The sequence below is a fragment of the Paenibacillus sp. NEAU-GSW1 genome (genome assembly GCF_009737085.1).
Lineage (GTDB): Bacteria > Bacillota > Bacilli > Paenibacillales > Paenibacillaceae > Pristimantibacillus.
The window spans coordinates 106,461-123,844 of record NZ_WOVL01000002.1 but is presented as its reverse complement, the minus strand read 5'-3'; the positions used below and the strand labels follow the sequence as shown (position 1 = coordinate 123,844).

Annotated in this window: 21 protein-coding genes; 18 read left to right on the top strand and 3 right to left on the bottom strand. The window is 50.4% G+C overall.

Annotation, left to right across the window (positions count from 1 at the left end; genetic code table 11):
* Positions 1-160: 160 nt before the first annotated feature.
* On the top strand, positions 161-520 hold the full coding sequence (locus GOM71_RS01680; protein WP_156277821.1) for an RHS repeat domain-containing protein: 360 nt from the start codon (positions 161-163) through the stop codon (positions 518-520).
* 155 nt (positions 521-675) lie between these two features.
* Here the strand turns inward: GOM71_RS01680 and GOM71_RS23680 are convergent, their stop codons facing one another.
* On the bottom strand, positions 676-1,065 hold the full coding sequence (locus tag GOM71_RS23680; protein ID WP_173275057.1) for a hypothetical protein: 390 nt from the start codon (positions 1,063-1,065) through the stop codon (positions 676-678).
* Here GOM71_RS23680 and GOM71_RS01675 point away from each other — a divergent pair.
* The 12 genes from GOM71_RS01675 (at position 1,048) to GOM71_RS01620 (ending at position 9,850) form a co-directional block, all read left to right on the top strand.
* Complete coding sequence (locus GOM71_RS01675; protein WP_173275054.1) at positions 1,048-3,213, top strand: RHS repeat domain-containing protein; 2,166 nt, start codon at positions 1,048-1,050, stop codon at positions 3,211-3,213. The two genes, GOM71_RS23680 and GOM71_RS01675, sit on opposite strands and share 18 nt — an antisense overlap.
* 17 nt (positions 3,214-3,230) lie before the next feature.
* On the top strand, positions 3,231-3,572 hold the full coding sequence (locus GOM71_RS01670; protein WP_156277816.1) for a hypothetical protein: 342 nt from the start codon (positions 3,231-3,233) through the stop codon (positions 3,570-3,572).
* A gap of 359 nt (positions 3,573-3,931) precedes the next feature.
* A complete protein-coding gene (locus GOM71_RS01665) occupies positions 3,932-4,120 on the top strand; it encodes a hypothetical protein (RefSeq protein WP_156277814.1) in 189 nt (62 codons plus the stop codon).
* Entirely contained in the window at positions 4,117-4,467 is a 351-nt protein-coding gene (locus tag GOM71_RS01660; RefSeq protein WP_156277812.1) for a VOC family protein, read from the top strand. The genes GOM71_RS01665 and GOM71_RS01660 overlap by 4 nt, the downstream gene beginning before the upstream one ends.
* A 14-nt stretch (positions 4,468-4,481) precedes the next feature.
* The gene (locus GOM71_RS01655; protein ID WP_156277810.1) at positions 4,482-5,537 is read left to right on the top strand and encodes a serine hydrolase domain-containing protein; all 1,056 of its coding nucleotides are present in this window, start codon (positions 4,482-4,484) and stop codon (positions 5,535-5,537) included.
* A 112-nt stretch (positions 5,538-5,649) separates the two neighbouring features.
* On the top strand, positions 5,650-6,045 hold the full coding sequence (locus tag GOM71_RS01650; protein ID WP_156277808.1) for a VOC family protein: 396 nt from the start codon (positions 5,650-5,652) through the stop codon (positions 6,043-6,045).
* Positions 6,046-6,075: 30 nt separating this feature from the next.
* On the top strand, positions 6,076-6,531 hold the full coding sequence (locus GOM71_RS01645) for a GNAT family N-acetyltransferase (protein WP_156277802.1): 456 nt from the start codon (positions 6,076-6,078) through the stop codon (positions 6,529-6,531).
* Positions 6,532-6,664: 133 nt separating this feature from the next.
* Positions 6,665-7,087 (top strand): VOC family protein, encoded by a 423-nt coding sequence (locus tag GOM71_RS01640; protein WP_156277800.1) that lies wholly within the window; start codon positions 6,665-6,667, stop codon positions 7,085-7,087.
* A gap of 5 nt (positions 7,088-7,092) precedes the next feature.
* Positions 7,093-7,857, top strand: a complete 765-nt coding sequence (locus GOM71_RS01635) for an RNA polymerase sigma factor (protein ID WP_156277797.1) — start codon at positions 7,093-7,095, stop codon at positions 7,855-7,857.
* A complete protein-coding gene (locus GOM71_RS01630; RefSeq protein ID WP_156277794.1) occupies positions 7,854-8,072 on the top strand; it encodes a VOC family protein in 219 nt (72 codons plus the stop codon). Before GOM71_RS01635 ends, GOM71_RS01630 begins: the two co-directional genes overlap by 4 nt.
* A 294-nt stretch (positions 8,073-8,366) precedes the next feature.
* A complete protein-coding gene (locus GOM71_RS01625; RefSeq protein ID WP_156277792.1) occupies positions 8,367-9,599 on the top strand; it encodes a pyridoxal-phosphate-dependent aminotransferase family protein in 1,233 nt (410 codons plus the stop codon).
* Between the two features lie 23 nt (positions 9,600-9,622).
* Entirely contained in the window at positions 9,623-9,850 is a 228-nt protein-coding gene (locus GOM71_RS01620) for a hypothetical protein (RefSeq protein WP_173275049.1), read from the top strand.
* Positions 9,851-10,217: 367 nt separating this feature from the next.
* On the opposite strand, the gene GOM71_RS01615 is transcribed toward GOM71_RS01620, so the two are convergent.
* Positions 10,218-10,991, bottom strand: coding sequence for a CPBP family intramembrane glutamic endopeptidase (locus GOM71_RS01615; protein WP_156277788.1), 774 nt, complete (start codon positions 10,989-10,991; stop codon positions 10,218-10,220).
* Positions 10,992-11,305: 314 nt separating this feature from the next.
* On the opposite strand from GOM71_RS01615, the gene GOM71_RS01610 reads away from it, so the two are divergent.
* The 5 genes from GOM71_RS01610 to GOM71_RS01590 are packed head-to-tail and all read left to right on the top strand — an operon-like array spanning position 11,306 to position 16,384.
* Positions 11,306-12,361 carry a hypothetical protein gene (locus GOM71_RS01610; protein ID WP_156277786.1) on the top strand — a complete coding sequence of 352 codons (1,056 nt, stop codon included), beginning with the start codon at positions 11,306-11,308 and terminating at the stop codon, positions 12,359-12,361.
* Positions 12,354-12,986: a DUF4129 domain-containing protein gene (locus tag GOM71_RS01605; RefSeq protein WP_156277784.1), complete on the top strand. Its 633-nt coding sequence runs from the start codon at positions 12,354-12,356 to the stop codon at positions 12,984-12,986. The genes GOM71_RS01610 and GOM71_RS01605 overlap by 8 nt, the downstream gene beginning before the upstream one ends.
* A complete protein-coding gene (locus tag GOM71_RS01600) occupies positions 12,979-14,124 on the top strand; it encodes a DUF4350 domain-containing protein (protein WP_156277782.1) in 1,146 nt (381 codons plus the stop codon). Before GOM71_RS01605 ends, GOM71_RS01600 begins: the two co-directional genes overlap by 8 nt.
* Positions 14,125-14,136: 12 nt before the next feature.
* A complete protein-coding gene (locus tag GOM71_RS01595; RefSeq protein WP_156277780.1) occupies positions 14,137-15,057 on the top strand; it encodes an AAA family ATPase in 921 nt (306 codons plus the stop codon).
* Positions 15,008-16,384, top strand: coding sequence for a DUF58 domain-containing protein (locus GOM71_RS01590; RefSeq protein ID WP_367649424.1), 1,377 nt, complete (start codon positions 15,008-15,010; stop codon positions 16,382-16,384). The genes GOM71_RS01595 and GOM71_RS01590 overlap by 50 nt, the downstream gene beginning before the upstream one ends.
* Here GOM71_RS01590 and GOM71_RS01585 read toward each other — a convergent pair.
* Positions 16,351-17,361 carry a stage II sporulation protein M gene (locus tag GOM71_RS01585; RefSeq protein ID WP_156277776.1) on the bottom strand — a complete coding sequence of 337 codons (1,011 nt, stop codon included), beginning with the start codon at positions 17,359-17,361 and terminating at the stop codon, positions 16,351-16,353. The two genes, GOM71_RS01590 and GOM71_RS01585, sit on opposite strands and share 34 nt — an antisense overlap.
* Positions 17,362-17,384 lie beyond the last annotated feature (23 nt).

Below are 17,384 nucleotides of genomic sequence, written 5' to 3'. Positions count from 1 at the left end.
AGATGGCAGAAAACTGCACTTTTGCAGGTTTGGAGTGACATGAGATGAGGTGGTGCAGGTAGTTACAGCAAACGAAGCATTCTTTTGACGGTCACTAGGTAATATTACCGACAGCAAGGGCTATAAGTACGAGTACGAATATGATGCGGACGGATATGTTATGTCGGTGAAATACCCTAACGGTACCGTCACGACAACGGATTACAAGCCAGGGCATCTAATTGAAGAGCGAAAAACGACAAGCGCAAGCGAATCGCTGCATGCCAGTGAATACGAGCATAACGCGCGTGAATTTATTACCGGCATTCAGGAGCAAGATGACACGAGTGGCTATGCGTATAACGACAGGGAGCAGCTGCAGCGGGTAGAGACGGCTGACGGCGACGTTATTCTGTACGAATACGACGGCGCAGGCAACCGCACGGTGCGCAAGGCGATACTCCAAGGCACCGTCGAGGACAAAAACAAGTCATTACAACCGACGAGCTCGTACAGATGGTGCTTGAATCGTTCGGTATGAAGCCGGGCAAGCCGACCGAGCCTTCCGATCCGGAGACAGGCAATCCAGCCGTTTGCGAGCCGAAGGACAATGGCAACGGAAACGGTAATGGCAATGGCAATGGCAATGGTGGAGGAAACGGTAACAGCGGCGGCAACGGGAAAGGGAATGGAAAATCAAAAAGCCTGACTTCGGGCAAAGAAACCGTTATGACCAACGTCACCGTAACTTCGGCCGCGAAGGACAAAGACAATTCCGGCGGCAACGGCAACGGAAATGGTAATAACGGCAATAACGGTAACGGCAATAACGGTAACGGTAATAACGGAAATGGTAATGGCAACGGAAACAACGGTAATAATGGCAATAACGGAAACGGTAACGGAAACGGCAATGCAAACGGAAATGATAAAGAAAAAGGAAACAACGGCGGCGGCTGCGGTTGGATGAACGCCCTTGAGAAAGGCAACGGCAAGAAGCTGGGTCTTTACAAGAAGCTTGGCGCTGCATTCGGCGGTTCGGAAGGAACGAGCCCGGAAATAGCCGAAATGTTTGAAACAGGACAAATCGAGCATCTTCTAGCAGCCATCGACAACATCGTCAACGGCGAGGTGAACTTGCCTCCTGGCGAGCAGAAGAAGCTTTTTGAACGGATTCGGGAGGTCGGCAAAGGATATACGGTTATCGGCACGAACTATACGTACAACGCCCGCAATCAGCTTGTCCATCGCGAGAATCTGATTCGCTATGAAGAATACGATTATACGTATGACGATGCAGGCAACCTGCTGACGGACGGACGCAGTAAGTACGAGTGGAACGCGCTCGGACAGCTGACGAAAGTGACGTTCCCGGACGGTTTTGGCGAGAAATATGCCTACGACATGCTGGGTCGGCGCATCAGCAAGACACAATTCAATCACCGCGAAGAACCGCAGGAAGTAACCCGTTACACCTATAAGGGCGATACGTGGGCAATTACGGAAGAGCGAAGCGGCAGCGGCGAAGTGACGAAGTCCTATACGTTCGATGCCAATGACCGTCCGCTGACGATTACAATGAAAGGCCAAACGTATTGGTATGTTTACAACGGCCATGGCGATGTTGTTGCGCTGACGGACAAAGAAGGAAGAGTCGCTGCTCGCTACGAGTACGACGCTTGGGGTCTTGTCACTCGCATGTACAACGGCTTAGGCGAGCGCGTCCGCGAGGGCATCGGCTGGATTGGCGATCTTGGCACCGGCAACGGAAGTCCGGGCTCTGTTCAAGGGCCGGAAGACGAGAGCGGAAACACGGTGCCGGACTATCATCCGGGCAACGGTAATAACAACGGTAACGGGAAAGGTGCTTCGAAGAAAGATAAGGGTGCTCAAGAAACGGAAGCTTCTTCAACAACATCTGCTGATGTTGCTGCAGTTGAAGTGGAGTCCGAAGAAGCTGCCGCCGTATCAACTGAGAGCGTGGATCTTTCTGCTCTTCTATCCGAGGATGAGACCGAGCCGACTGATGATATTACAACGGAGCTTGTCAAAGAGAATCCGTATCGTTATGCGGGCTACTATTGGGATCGGAAGACACAATATTACTACTTGCAAGCACGGTACTATGATCCACGTCCGGCTCGGTTTATTTCAGAGGATACATATGAGGGTGAGATTGATACACCGCTGAGTTTGAATATGTATATGTACGTGCAGAACAACCCTTTAAGTTATCTGGATCCAACAGGACACTTTTGTGTATCATTAGATGGAAATTGGACGAAAGCAGGAGCATGTAAGTCGACATCTTCAATATTTCTCGGCCCTGATTCAGCTTATACAGGGAAAGCTATTATTAATGATGGGACTGTAATCGGAACATTAAAATCGAACGGTGGAACGGAAGGTGCTTCGGTTCGTGAAAAAGGCAACTATTGGAAGAGATATGGTCTAGAGAACGGATTTGCAGGTGCATGGTACGCAAATGCCAAGACAGTTATACAAGTATTAGAATTTTTAAAGGCTGATATTAAGAGGAATGGAAGTATTGACACGCATAAATATGCGAATTCGGGCTCGATTTATATTCAAGCTATTGTTGTGGCTATTTCAACAGGGAAAGGAAGGGAGTTTGGCAATGAGGTAATATCAGGTATTGAAAATATTCAAGCAATGTATGATCTTGAAGATAGAGAAAAAGGCGTCGTCGATCTAGATACCATAAATGCCTTAATCGACAATTATAAGAAGAAACCTGAATGGTTGCATGGATTAAACGGTGCTGCATACAAATTAGATTGGAACTTTGGAGAGGAGTTCTATCAAGCTGTTGTTTATGGAATTAGTGGAGGCTCAGCTACCAAGGGGACTGGTCAAGCTGCAGGTCAATCAGCCGTTAATGTATTCGAGCTAGGAAAAAAGGCACTCAAAAACTTTAAAATATCTAAAGTGTGGGTAAAGCGAAAACACTTGTCAAATGCAACAGGAGGTCATGCGAAATTTAATGTTGCAACAGAAGAAGAAGCCATAAAGATAGTTGCAAACACAATACAAAAAGGGAAAATAGTAAAAATCACAGATAACAAGGGACAAATAGGCTCTGAAGGTCAAAAGTCATTTGAAATCATCATTGATGCAGGAAAAGTTATCGGAACTAGTAATAACAAATCAGTTACGACGATAAAGATAGTTATTGATGAACTTGGGAACATGTGGTCTGCTTATCCTTATTAATCTCGGAGGCAAAATTAATGGGTACGTTTAATTATGGGACATTTATTGAGAAGTATAATCGTATCGCGCTTGAAATGTTATTATCATTTTTAGATGTAGAAATTAATGATGATGACTTCAACAAAGAAATAAAATATTTTCTTAATGATTCAAAAATTGGAGAGAAAAAAGAGTTGGGTGACCATTTTATAGAAAAAATAAATCTGCAGGAAGTTTTAATTTATAACGAGACAGCGGAAATGTTTGCACAAAATCCAAGTCAATATAGATTTGTAATAGACATTGCTCAATTAGTATTTTTAATTAATCAGAAAATGGTGCTTGGTATTGAGGATTTAAGAGCAAAATTATGCAACTAACATCCTGCTTATTTACCGCCACATGTGAGTGTAACAACTTCATGTGGTTTTCTTTTTTAAGAGTCCTGCCACCTGTTTGCACATGAACCTTTAAATTGGAAAACTGCACTTTTGCAGGTTTGATTGTGAAGAAGCATCGCCGCATTCGTTGGAATGAATAGGCGATGTTTTTTTGCGACCGTTCTATGCAGATAGTTAATGGCATGTTAAAGTAGATTTCAATAAGTAGAAAATTTATCCAAGAAAGAGCTTGGGGGCGCATAGATGAAGTTGCTGGCCGGAAAGAAAGAGGCGGCTATCGCGGTCTTGAGCTGCAATTGTCGTCGTACTGGCGATTGGGCTGGCCATGCGATCCGGGGTTGCGGAAGATTGAATCCTATGGCGAGCGCACGAACGTAACTGCGGGCGGAGACTATGGATGGCTCGGGGAAGGCAAGCTGCGCGTCGCTTTTCGCTGGTCGGGAGCGGATGATGCGAGGTTTGAGGGCACGTATACGTTTAACGTAGCGGCTGGAGCGATAGATGATGTAAGGAGGGATACCCGTTGATCATTAAAGAAACCGGCTTTATTTTATTTTTGGAAAATTATGAAGAGCATATTCAATTTTATACGGAGAAGCTTGGCCTTAAAGTCCGGGAAAAGGATGAAGGGCTTTCCAAGCTTGAATTTGGCGGCAGCTACTTGATGGTTGAGCATCAAGGTGTTTCCAGCAGGACAGAGAAGAGCAGGAGCCAGAACCCGACGGTCATCCGGATTGAAGTTGAAGATTTTGACGCGGCGGTCACAGAGCTTGAGCAGCGTGGGGTTGCTGTTGAAGTTCAGCCTCACAGCTGGGGGACGATCGGGATTATTGTTGATCCTGAGGGGAACCGAATCGAACTAAAGAAGTTTTGAAAGCAGGGGTATATATGAACAAAAAAATCGTTTCATTATTTGAAGATTATTACGAGCAGCATCATTTTTCGGGGACAGGCTTGATCAAAAGCCGAGAGGAAGTTATTTTCGCAGGAGCGTATGGCTGGGCGCACAGAGGGTTCAAGGTGCCGAACCAAATGGATACGATGTTTGACACGGCTTCTGTGACCAAACTGTTTACAGCGGTAGCGATTTTGCAGCTTGTCGACAAGGGAAAGCTAAAGTTAGAAGACCGGATTGCAGATCTAATCGACTTGTCGGGAACAAAAATTTCAGCAGACATAACGCTGGCCCATCTGCTCACGCATACATCGGGTATTGCGGACGATGCCGATGAGGAGCTGGGAGAGAGCTACGAGGCGCTGTTTGTTGACAAGCCTAATTACTCGATCCGTAATTGCATCGATTTCATTCCTCAATTTGCCTACAAGGAGCCAAAGTTCAAAGCTGGCACGAATGTCAGCTATAATAACTGCGCCTATGTGCTGCTTGGACTGGCTATTGAGAAAGTGACCGATCAAGCCTATCGCGACTATGTCGTACAAAACATTTTTCAGCCGATCGGAATGCGGAATACTTCATTTGCCGCTAAGGATGAGGGCGATGTTGCTGTAGCCGAAGGATATTCCGCCGTGCATAACGAGAACAACGAAGTCGTATGGAAAAAGAACATTTATTCGTTTCCACCAATAGGCACTGCGGATGGAGGAGCTTTCACAACAGTAGGCGATCTGGATTTATTCGTGCGAGCGCTTGTGGACGGAAAGCTGTTGTCCAGCGAACTGACTAAGGAAATATTGAAGCCGCAAACGGAACAAGAACAGAAATTTGATTGGGGAAAGATCGTTAACGGATATGGATTCCATTTCACGTACGGCCAATCGGGCGAGCTGATTCGAATGTACAAGGAAGGCAGTAATGCGGGTGTAGCGGTCATGTTTGCCTATTACTTCGAGACCGAAACGACGATCATCACATTGGCGAATCAATCCTGCAATGTGTGGGATTTGCACTGGAAAGCGGAGCAGCTCGCATTTGCCGGAAATTAAAGATGGAAAATGGGGTATTATCGCCGGTCGTATAGACGGCCTTGAAGAAGTGAAATCGGCAGCTTAATCGCAGTTCGACCCGGTTTGAAAGCTTAGGATGGGGTGAAAAATAATGAAGGTTCGTTTAGAGGGCATTACGGTGTTGGCGAATGATGTAGCTGCGCTGGCAAACTTTTACCGCTCGGTCATTGGATTTAAAACGGTGATCGAAGAAGACCATTATGTTGAGTTTGAGAACAGCGGAGTTCGTCTGGCGATCTGTTCCAAGTCATTGATGGCGGAAAATACCACTCAGCATCATTCGTTTATCGAACAACGCAAGGGTCAAGCTTTCGAGCTTAACTTTGAATGTGATTCGCCTGAGGCTGTCCGCGAGCTGTTCGAGACCTTTGTCTCGAGGGGGGCAGTTGCGATAACGGAACCGCAGAGCAAGTCTTGGGGGCATACGACAGGTTTTTTTGCCGACCCGGAGGGGAATATTCATTCCATTTTTGCGTTGAATCCGTGAACATGACAACAGATGCAGGGAGTGATCGTATTGCATATTCAAGTTGATGATTTGACTGGGGAGAAAGTACAAGCGCTCATTAGCGTTCACCTGCAGGGCATGTCGGCAGACTCCCCTCCGGAAAGCGTACACGCGCTCGATTTAGAGGGATTGCGAAAGCCGGAAGTGACCTTCTGGAGCGTATGGGAAGGCGACGATCTGATGGGCATCGGGGCGCTTAAGGAGCTGGATGGAACGCATGGCGAGATCAAATCGATGCGCACTTCCTCGGCCCATTTGCGGAAAGGCGTCGGGCGTTATTTGCTCGAGCATATCATTGCGGTCGCGAAGGAGCGGGGATATGATCGGCTTAGCCTGGAGACGGGCACTCCGAAATCGTTTGAGCCTGCGAGGATCTTGTATGAAAACCTCGGGTTCCGCTACTGCGGGCCGTTCGCGGACTATGTTGAAGATCCATACAGCGCGTATATGACCAAACAATTGTAAGACGGCTTACTCGTAAGAGCCGGGAAGAATCCTTCTATGGAACTTTCCGGTTTTTTGTGCTGGCCCCCGTATCTCCGCATCATTTTTTGTCGTTATACTAGCGTCAACCTAATTTAAGCGAGGAGGAATAACAATGGGGAAAGTCGCAAGCAAAGTAAGCGGTATTTTTATTCCGGTAACCGACCTGTTGCGTTCGACGGATTGGTACATAAGGATGTTTGAGCTTGTGGTCATTGAGCAATCCGAAATATGTACAGGACTTGCTTTTCCGGGGGAGGCAACCTACATCAATCTGTGGAAAGTGGAGCGTCCGCAGCCTGTTCAATTTGATGCGGGAGGGAACAAAATTCCGTACTACAATTTCGAATCATTCGATATTGAGTACTCACATGCAGCGTTGAGAGAAAAAGGTGTTGAAGTGCTGCCGATAGTGGATCACGGCGGTGTCCGTTTTTTCGATTGCCTCGATCCGGACGGCAATCGTATCGGAATTGTAGAGGAAATGCCAAGCTCTACTGCTTTTTATGCGCATAAGCAGAAGTATCGGAGGGATTAACGGCAATGACTTCTCAGCCGGTGGACGCTGCCTTCGAGCAGTTGGTAAAGCCGTACGAGCTGGAGCTTCGCAGATATTGCGGAAGGCTGGCCGGCTCGGGATGGGATGGAGAGGATTTGTTCCAGGAAACGATGATCAAGGCATTCCGCCGCTTCCAGAAATGGCCGGAGCGGGCGCTCAGCAGAGCTTATATGTATCGCATCGCGGCGAACGCTTGGTTTGACATTTGCCGCAGGCGAAAAATTGCTTTTTTGCCGGAGGTGCTGGCGGACCAAGCTGAGCTGTCCTATGTCTCCGACTGGAATCGCGATGATGTTCGCGATTCGCTGGAGATGCTGATGGATCGGCTCGAACCGCGGCAAGCTGCGCTAATTGTGCTGACGGACGTGTTCGGTTTTACGCCTGCGGAAACGGCAAGCGTGCTTGGCCAGCCTGCCACAGCGATCAAATCGGCGCTGCATCGGGCGCGGACCCGGCTCAAGAAAGCGGCTGACCGGCAGCTTCACCTTTGGAAGGATGCTGACGACAATCGGGAAGCGCAGGCCGATAAGGCGGATGCGGCTCTATTAGAAGCATTCCTGAAAGCGTTTCGAAGCGCAGATGCGCCAGCGATGTTTCGTTCTTATCGAGAATTGGCCGGAGCGGGCATCAAAATTAATCGTGTACGTTTCATGGCAGGACGAGCATGGTTCAGCTTCAAAGACCCTGATGGCAACGTGCTTACAGTGGCATCCCCATTAATACGGGAAAGAGGAGGAAATTTAGAATGAGCAAACCGAACTTATACGGCGTAGGAATATTTGTACCAGTAAGCGATTTGGAACGATCCACCAAGTGGTATTCGGAAATGCTGGGTTTCGAGATAACGCATCGCATTTTGAAAGAAAAGGGCGCTAATATCGGACCGATCATAAACTATGACGGGGGCATTCGCGGCTTCGCGCTGTACGATCCTGACGGCAACAAATATGGCGTCGTGCATTAATTAGGAAAGAAGACAAGGTGGATTTTGTCCCCTTTGGCTTCTTTTTTTTTGGATTTACGGCTTGTTGCTAAAAGACTGGAAATATCGTTTGGAGTCCTGCTTATACTCTTCTGTATAGGTCTATGCAGCGACAGTTCGTCTTCAAGCACAATATTTTCACTGTTATGTTGCACGGCACACAATAATAGCGTGAAGGTTAGACAGACACAGGGGCACAGTATATGATGTTTATAACTATCCGGGAGCTTGCGGACGGTGTGCATTGCATAAGCGGGCTAGGAGGAGGAACATTTAATGAAGCGGTATAAAGATTTGTCGCCATCCCCGCGGATAATTATGACACCCGGTCCCGTAGAAGCGGACCCAAGAGTGCTGCGGGCGATGTCTTTTCCCATTTTGGGGCAATTCGATCCCGAGTTTACCGAGCTAATGAACGAAACGATGGGGATGCTTCGGCAATTGTTTGCGACCTCCAATGAATGGGCTTTTCCGGTCGACGGCACGTCGCGTTCCGGTATTGAAGCGGTTCTGGTCAGTCTTATCGAGCCGGGAGATAAGGTGCTTGTTCCGATCTTCGGGCGTTTCGGGCATTTGCTCGTTGAGATTGCAAGACGCTGCGGAGCGAATGTCGTGACGCTGGAAACGGAATGGGGAACGGTTTTTGACGTTGAGGAAATTACGGCCGCAATCCGCTTGTATCGTCCGAAGCTTGTCGGCATCGTCCACGGGGAAACATCGACGGGAAGAATGCAGCCTTTAGACGGGATCGGAGCCGTATGCCGCGAAGTCGACGCATTGCTAGTCGTTGACGCTGTTGCAACGATTGGAGGCACTCCGGTGGAGACGGATAAATGGATGATTGACGCTGTCATCGGCGGCACGCAGAAATGCCTGTCCGTGCCGTCGGGGTCGTCTCCGATTACGTATAATACGCGCGCGGAAGCGAAGATTCTCCGCCGCAAGCGGATCGAGCAAGGCTTGCTTGCCGCTGGTCAGGAAAGCGGTCATGACGAGCTTTCGGCGCCAATTCAAAGCAACTATCTGGATTTGAGTCAGCTGCAGGATTATTGGAGCTCTGCCCGATTGAATCATCATACCGAATCGACTTCGATGCTTTATGCGCTGCGCGAAGGTCTGAGAGTTGTGCTGGAGGAAGGTTTGGAAGAGCGGTATGCTCGTCACCGCGCTCATGAGCTGGCGCTGGCGGCGGGGCTGAACGCGATGGGGCTAAAGCTGTTCGGCGACCCAAGCTGCAAAATGCCCGTCGTCACCTGCATCAACATCCCGGAAGGTATTGACGGCGAGTCGGTTCGTTCCATGCTGCTGCAGCAATTCGGCATAGAAATCGCGAGCTCCTTCGGTCCGTTGAAAGGGAAAATATGGCGGATAGGGACGATGGGCTACAGCTGCAGTAAGCGAAATGTGCTCCTAACGCTAGGCGCACTCGAAGCGACGCTGCTGAAGCACGGCTATTCGCTGCCGGCAGGGGCAGCCGTGCAGGCGGCGTTTGATGCTTACGGCGTATAAGAAGATTGAAATTTCGTTGCGGAATGTCGCTGAATATTAGGCCGTCCCTTTCTATTCATAGAGGGGGGCGGCTGACTAGCCCGGCTTGCGCGCCGGGTGGCAGCCGTGCGGCCGGGCCGGATGAAACGGCTGCGCTGCTCATCGAGCTGCTCGCCGATGCCCAAGAAGCGGAGGGCCGCGCCATTGAAGCGATTAAGCATTTCATGCGCGAAACGCTGGAAATCCGCGAGGGCGATATCGCCTTGCGTTAATATTGAAGAGAAGAAGGCTCTAACGGATCGACAGTCCGTTAGAGCCTTTTTATTAGCGCAGTTACTGCTGCGTAACGGCCTGCGGTTCCGTTACGTGTGCCGTCTACCTTCCACAACGCCGCCAAACGGACCATTCGGCAATCTCTAACGGACTTTCGGTCCGTTAGAATCGTCCCGACTACATAGTTACTGCCGCGTAACGGCCTGAGGTTCCGTAACGGCAAGACAAAACAATAGAGGATAGCCAATATACGTGTGCGCGCTTGAGTCGGGTCAATTGCTCGTCCGAATGGAACAGGCTGTATCGGTCTATTCTGGTATGCTGAGCTTGCTTCTAACCGTCGGAGCAGTTAATGAGCTGGATGTGCTATTTCATCAACGGTCCCATGATGCCGTGCAGCACCAGATCGGCGGCCATATGGGAAACAATCGCATACTCCAGCCCTTTCCGCCAGTAAAGAAAGCCGAACCAGATGCCCAGCAATGCGTTCAAAATAATGGTGCGCGCCGTTACGGCAGCGGAAAGCTCGCCGAAATACAATTGTGCTGCCGGAAGATGCCCCAGTCCGAACAGTACGGCTGCCAATAGGATCGCCGCGATATAGATGAAGGCCGGGATGTGAGGCGTTTTTGCCCGGAAAAGCTTCGCCAGCAGCCATACGATCAGCGACATCGCGAACAGCCGCAGCAACGTTTCTTCAAAGATGCCGCCGTAAAACAGCGTCAGCACGCCTTTCCACCATTCAACAGATTGCTGCTCATTGGCGACAGCGGGCATATACGGCTGGAACAAAAGATCAATGCCGATAATAGCCAAACATCCGATCACGCTGCCGGCGATTCCGATCAGCAGCCATTTGCGGGAGAAAACGGGGCTGCCGTTGCCATAAATCCATTTGCGCAGAAACGGCGCATTCAATCCGACCCGGCTTGCAAGGGCAAGACCGGCCCATCCCGATAGAAAGATGACAACAGCTGCTTGCAAAATCTGAACGGCCATTACGGCTGGCAATTGCGATTTCGTGACCGCGCTGCTGCCCGACAACAACGTTTCGTTCAAATAAGGAATCATCGCGATACTCGCAAAGATACCTCCAGCCATTAACCATAAAGCGATTTTAAGATGACGAATGCGTTCCATAGGAAAAACCACCTTTAATATTTGTTATAGTTTATATATAACAGATATCTTTTCAAGGTGCAATCTCTTTTCAGATAAAACAAAAAGCATACACTAGGGCATGCTTTTTGTTTTGCGGCTTGCGGGGAGGCAAGCGCCGCTCTTGCAAGGAATAGACGATCAAACTTATCAGCGAATAAATTTGATCTGAATGTTGGCTGAAAGAAATTGTCGGTTTTTGCGAAACTGCAAGGAAATTTTACCTTTTATGTGGAATTTAATAGAAAGAGAAACGGCTTTATCAACTTTTTCAACCGAAGTAGGAGGCACGTTGCATGAATTTGTTTATGAAACCGGCGAGAATCGGGGAAGTTTTGGACCGGAGCTTTCAGTTGTACCGTAAGCACTTTGTTACGGCCTACACGCTGGCGCTTATTTTGATGGGCCCGCTTTATTTGCTGCAAAACCTGCTGCTTCTGAACGATGCTTCGTTTTTGCCGCAAGACGGGATGTCTGTGGAGCAATCTTTTGAGAGATATGCAGAAGCCAGCAATGGGTTGAACGGCGATCAATTAAACGTAGGGTATATTCTGTTCTTGTTTCTGTTTATGCCCCTCTATCTTGTATTCGTCGCGCCTGCGGCGGCAGCGTCGCAGCTGCATGTGGTGCTGGCGGCTGCGGAAGGCAGAGCGATGCGGATCGGCGAGCTTTTGAAGCGCGGCTTTGCCCCTTATTGGCGGATAACGGGCAACAGCGTGCTGTTCGGGCTTATAATGATTGGCGTTTACATCGTGCTGTTCATGGCCATTATGGCGTTCGTATTTATTTTCATGCTGCTGGCGGTAGGGATTGGCGCCGGATTTATGACGTTGAGCGATGATCCCTTTGGCGGAGGGGTCGCAGCTATCATCCTTTTCGTTATCGTCTACTTGCTGCTTGTTGCAGGCGTAACTGCGGGCTTAGCCTTTTTCGCCATTCGATTCGGCTTCTATTTGCCGGTTTTGACGCTGGAGCATGGCAGCTCGCCTTTGGCTCGCAGCTGGAAATTGACCAAAGGCAGCTTTTGGCGGGTTTATGCGACTTTTCTCGTAGTCATGCTGGTAAGCAGCATATTTATAATTGGCGGATATGTGATCTCAATCGGGATTTTTAAGCTGTCGATCATTGGGCAAATCCTCTATGTGCTCATTATGCTTCTCGCGCTCCCGCTTATTCTTCTGACGTATGGCGTCGTTTATTTCGATTTGAAGGGCCGCAGCGAAGGAGCCGATATCGCGAATGACTTAGCGGCGGTTGACGCTGCAGAACGTTCAAGAGCAGCTGCCGATGAGCGGGCGAGCGAAAGCTTTGCGCCAATAGAACGCAAGGAAACGGAAACGATCGATGAATGATATCAGCCTGTCCGAGAAGAAAGAGAAGCTTAGAGAGATTTTAAGCCGAGAGGAATTTGCGGAAAGCGCCAAGCCGCAACACTTAAATCCGATTGCGCTTTGGTTGAGGAAAATATGGGAGAAGTTCATCGATCTGATCTCAGTTGCCGGCGTTCCGCAAGGCGCTTCGGAGCTGTTCGCTTATGTGCTGCTCGGTCTCGTGCTGCTGTTGCTCGCAGCAGCGGTAGTATGGCTGGGAAGAAGGCTGCTCCAGCAGCGCGCGGGAAGGAAGCCGGAATATTTCAGCAGCACGGACGAGCTGCTGAAATCCTCTCGCGTACAGCATGAGGCTGCGAAAAAACAAGCGGAGCAAGGCCAATATGACGAGGCTGTTCGGCTTATGTTTCTAGCGCTGCTGTTAATGATGGACGAGCAAGGCTGGGTGCGCGCGGAGAAGTGGAAAACAAATTTTGAATATGCAGAGGAGCTGGATAACCGCACGCCGGAATTGGTTGAGACGTTCAAGCTGGCTGCGGCCATATTCGAGAACGTGCATTACGGCAAGAAAGCTGCGAATGCCGGAGATTATGAACGGATAACGGAGTTGGCCGGACGGCATTGGCGAGAGGAGCGGGCAGATGCGTAATGAAAACAGGCAACGAATCGGACTCGCCCTTTGTGTCATCGCTTTTATTCTGGTCGGGCTTATTCTAGTCCAGCCTGAAGCTAAGACTGCGCCTCCGCCGTATGCATCCGGTTCAGCCCGGCCAGATGGAGTGAAGGGCTTATATACATGGATGAAAGAAGAGGGCGCTCCGGTCAAGGGCTGGAAGAAGGAGTGGCGCTTTCTTCCGAAGTCGGAAGGATACGCTTTAATTGTGATTGAGCCGGATTCGATTGAAGACTATGAATCGGAAGAGATTCAAAGCTGGGTCGAAGTGGGAAACGATTTGCTGCTGTTGTCCAGCAGTCCGTATTTGTGGGATTGGTTTGAAGTCGGGCAGCTTGATGACAGGACAGCTTCCGACGAGGCTGCCGTCCCGATACGAGTTCCAGCTGAATCAGAAGCGGAAGAGGGAACGTTCACCGGCGTTATAGATACCGAATACCGTTTGCAGCTGACGCCTGCTATGGAGCCATTGCTGGAAGATAGCCAGGGCATTATCGCCGGACGGCTCCAGCAAGGGGAAGGCAGCATTACGCTGCTGCTCGCGCCGGAGTGGGCAAGAAACGATCAAATATTGGACGAATCGCATTTTGAACTGCTTGCGCCTTTATTGCAAACTGAGGCCCGGGCGATTTTGTTCGACGATTATCATCACGGGGTAACGGAAAGACCCGGAATTGCTGCTGTCTATCCTGCATGGCTGCTGGCAGGCGCATTGCAGCTCGGCATCGGCCTGCTTCTATGGCTATGGCTCAAAGCGGTTCGGTTCGGTCCGGCTTATACGCCTCGAGCCTGGACCGTTCGCCGTGGAGACGAGACGGTGCTGGCTGCTGCAGGCTGGTACGAGCGGCGCAGGCTCGCTCGCGAAGCGATTCACCATCAGTCGCGTTATATCAGAAGCATGCTGAGAGAGAAGTGGAAATTGCCGATCGAGGCGAGCGACAGGCAGACTTTCGCCGCCGCCAAGCTGCGCTGGAAAGATGAAGATGCAGAGCGGCTGGTCTCGCTGCTTCAAAGCTTGAGCGAAGCGGAGCGCGCTTCTGTATATTCGATGAAGCAGCTGGTGAAAGACAGTCGGAACGCGGATGACATGATTCGTAAATTAGAGAATGAGTAAGGAGTGAGTGTTTTGCAACAATTAATTCAACAAATGAACGCGATCGTAATCGGCCAGTCGAAAAACGTACGGCTGCTATTAACCGCATTTCTTACGGGAGGCCATGTGCTGCTTGAGGGGGTTCCAGGGCTCGGCAAAACGAAAATGGTCCGCACGCTTGCGGAGCTGACGGACGGAAATTACCGGCGCATTCAGTTCACGCCCGATATGATGCCGAGTGATATTACCGGAAGCGTAATCTTCAACATGAAGGACAATGAATTTCAAACGGTGAAAGGTCCGGTATTTACGAATATGCTGCTGGCCGACGAGATTAACCGGACGCCGCCGAAGACGCAATCGGCGCTGCTCGAGGCGATGGAGGAGCGGCAGGCGACCATTCAAGGGCAAACGTACGCGCTGCCGGACCCGTTCTTCGTCATTGCGACGCAAAACCCGGTGGAATACGAGGGCACATATCCGCTGCCGGAAGCGCAGCTAGACCGCTTTTTGTTCAAGCTGACGGTTAATTACCCATCCATGCAGTCGGAGCTTGAAATATTGAAGAGCCATGTTCCTTTTTATGCAGAAGGGGCGGAGCGCCGCGAACCCGCATTGACATTGGAGCGTTTGAAGGAGCTGCGCGGGAAATTAAAGGATGTCGTCGTTCAGGAATCGCTAGTGGAATATGTAGCAACGTTAATTCGTTCCACCCGCGAGGATAAAAGAGTGCTGCTCGGAGCAAGCCCGCGGGCCGGCATTGCCCTATTAAACGCGGCCAGGGCATGGGCGCTGCTGGACGAACGAAGTTTTGTAACACCGGACGACATTAAGATCGTTGCCGTTCCGGCGCTGCGGCATCGTCTGTTGCTGACGCCTCAAGCCGAATTGGAGGGGGAAACAAGTGACCGCTACATCCAGGACACGCTGGCGACGATTCCGGTACCTCGCTAATGCGTTGGAGCGGCGCATGCTTATTCCGACAACGAGGCTTGCCGCGCTTGCCGGGGCGGGAGCTGCGCTTATCGGCGCCGGATATGCGGTTGGATTAGGCGCTGCCGCTTTTTTGCTCGTCAATGGCTTGCTGCTGGTTTTGAGCATTATTGATTTGTCGCTTATGCCGCGCAGAAAGAGCTTGAAATTTACGCGCGAAATTCCAGAAAAGGCCGATATACATAGTCCGTTCGAGGTAAATTTAAAGGTCGAGTCCGCTCAGCGGCATATGGCGCTTAAGCTGGAGTTCAACGACGATGTGCCGCAAAGCTTTCTCGCACCCGAGCGGAAGGTAACGGCGCTGTGGCGCGGACGGACTGCGGAAGCCCGGTATACGACGCTCGGCAAGGAGCGGGGACGCTATCGTTTTCGTTTGTTGCGTGTTCGGATGAGAGGGACGCTGGGGCTTTGGATGAAGCAAACGGCTGTGGAGCTTGAGCATAACGTTCATATTTATCCGGATTTATCCGGTGTGCGGGGCATTCTGTCATCGGCGCAAAACCATTTGACGCTGGAGGGCAAGCGAATCTATCGCAAGGAACGAAGCGGCTCTGAGTTTCATGCCATCCGCGACTATGTTCCTGATGACGACCTGCGAATGGTGAATTGGCGGGCTTCGGCGAGATCGCGGAATTTGATGACCAACGTCTACCGTCCTGAACGGGGGAAGTCGGTCATCCTGATGATCGATTGCGGAAGAATGATGGGCGTAGAACTCGACGGAAGAACGAAGCTGGACGCTTCTTTGGAAGCCGCGTTGTCTCTGGCGGCGGTGGCGCTCAGGCAAGGAGATAAAGTAGGCTTGCTTGCTTTTTCGGCGCATATCAAAGCATATGTGCCTCCGGGCGCAGGGGTCGCTCATCTAAGCGCGCTGACGGAAGCGGCGTTCGACTTGCAGAGCGATTTTGTTGAAGCGAGCTATAATACGGCGCTGCAATATTTTATGAAGGTGCAGAAGAAACGAAGCTTTGTCGTGCTGTTTTCCGACTTGGACAATTACATGTATGAAGAAGGCCTCCGGCCGCTGCTTAAGCGAGCGAATCGGCAGCATCATTTGCTTCTGCTCGGATTGCGCGACGAGGTGCTGCATAAATGGACGCTATCGGATACCAAAACGCGGCAAGACGCTTTCGTCAAAAGCATCGCGCATAAGCTGACGCTGGACAGGCGCGATTATGCCGCGATGATGGAAGCCGAAGGCATAGATGTCGTTGACGTTCCGGTCGGCGAACTCGCCTGGACGGCGGTTAATCGCTATCTTGTCGTGAAAGCCGACGATTTAGTATAGCGGCTTCTCGGCGAGGAGAGGCGCTTATGGAGACTGCCGTAGAGAACATATAAGGCGAGAGCAAGCAGTGTAAGCCCTGCTACAATATACTTTACTTCCAGTGACAGCGCGGACGGCGTGATGTAGCCTTCGATTATGCCGGCGATGACGAATAATGGAATCGTGCCGACCAGCAGCAAGGCGGATTGCCGGACGGACTGCAAAAACATATATTTGCGGGTGTACGGACCTGGATTCATCATGCGATAGCCCATATACAGTCCGGCTCCCCCGGCAATAAAAATGGCCGTAAGCTCAATGATGCCATGCGGCAAAATATAAGCCCAGAACGCGTAACTGTTGCCTGCCTGCATGAAAACAGCCGCTAATGCGCCTAACAGAATGCCGTTTTGGAGGAGAAGATAGACGGTCATCAACCCGAAGGTGATTCCGCTGGCAAAAGCAAGCACCGCAACGCGGATGTTGTTCGTCATAATGGTCGAGGAGAAAACCGGCTGTCCATGATCCTGGCTTTCGTGACTTTTCCCCAATTGCTCGGGATCAATGTTGTCCGCTATGCTGGCAGGCACAAGCGCATAAAGATTGAGAGGATCGGCCTGCACGGCCGCAAAGCCGCTGACGCCTCCAATCAAGAACAACAGCGCAGCCACGGCAATGAACCAGCGCCGTTCAAGCAAATGACCGACAAATTGAGTTTTGAAAAACGCGCCTATCCGATTTGCGCCTTTCCACTGTTCGCTGTGCAGCGAGTGATGGGCTCTTGATACGAGCTGGTTTAGCAATGTGGTTATCTCATCTTTAGGATAGTTGGTTTGGGAATAGGCCAGATGCCCGGAGACCGTTTTATAGAGCCGGGTCAAGCGATCGATATGCTCCGCGGCCACAGTGCGCTTACGCCCGCCCTCAAACATCAGGAGCAGCTCGTCCAGCTCTGTCCAGAGCGGCTTATATTCGCGAATAAATCGCCGGATTTCCATGTCGTCTATCTCCTTCCATATAT

Excerpts from the sequence above, each read along its gene's own strand:
- GOM71_RS01655 (WP_156277810.1), top strand. The coding sequence starts at position 4,482 with ATGAACAAAAAAATCGTTTCATTATTTGAAGATTATTACGAGCAGCAT.
- GOM71_RS01605 (WP_156277784.1), top strand. The coding sequence starts at position 12,354 with ATGAATGATATCAGCCTGTCCGAGAAGAAAGAGAAGCTTAGAGAGATT.
- GOM71_RS01680 (WP_156277821.1), top strand. The coding sequence starts at position 161 with ATGTCGGTGAAATACCCTAACGGTACCGTCACGACAACGGATTACAAG.
- GOM71_RS01635 (WP_156277797.1), top strand. The coding sequence starts at position 7,093 with ATGACTTCTCAGCCGGTGGACGCTGCCTTCGAGCAGTTGGTAAAGCCG.
- GOM71_RS01650 (WP_156277808.1), top strand. The coding sequence starts at position 5,650 with ATGAAGGTTCGTTTAGAGGGCATTACGGTGTTGGCGAATGATGTAGCT.
- GOM71_RS01630 (WP_156277794.1), top strand. The coding sequence starts at position 7,854 with ATGAGCAAACCGAACTTATACGGCGTAGGAATATTTGTACCAGTAAGC.
- GOM71_RS01675 (WP_173275054.1), top strand. The coding sequence starts at position 1,048 with ATGTTTGAAACAGGACAAATCGAGCATCTTCTAGCAGCCATCGACAAC.
- GOM71_RS01585 (WP_156277776.1), bottom strand. The coding sequence starts at position 17,361 with ATGGAAATCCGGCGATTTATTCGCGAATATAAGCCGCTCTGGACAGAG.
- GOM71_RS01620 (WP_173275049.1), top strand. The coding sequence starts at position 9,623 with ATGTCGCTGAATATTAGGCCGTCCCTTTCTATTCATAGAGGGGGGCGG.
- GOM71_RS01670 (WP_156277816.1), top strand. The coding sequence starts at position 3,231 with ATGGGTACGTTTAATTATGGGACATTTATTGAGAAGTATAATCGTATC.
- GOM71_RS01610 (WP_156277786.1), top strand. The coding sequence starts at position 11,306 with ATGAATTTGTTTATGAAACCGGCGAGAATCGGGGAAGTTTTGGACCGG.
- GOM71_RS01625 (WP_156277792.1), top strand. The coding sequence starts at position 8,367 with ATGAAGCGGTATAAAGATTTGTCGCCATCCCCGCGGATAATTATGACA.
- GOM71_RS01640 (WP_156277800.1), top strand. The coding sequence starts at position 6,665 with ATGGGGAAAGTCGCAAGCAAAGTAAGCGGTATTTTTATTCCGGTAACC.
- GOM71_RS01615 (WP_156277788.1), bottom strand. The coding sequence starts at position 10,991 with ATGGAACGCATTCGTCATCTTAAAATCGCTTTATGGTTAATGGCTGGA.
- GOM71_RS01600 (WP_156277782.1), top strand. The coding sequence starts at position 12,979 with ATGCGTAATGAAAACAGGCAACGAATCGGACTCGCCCTTTGTGTCATC.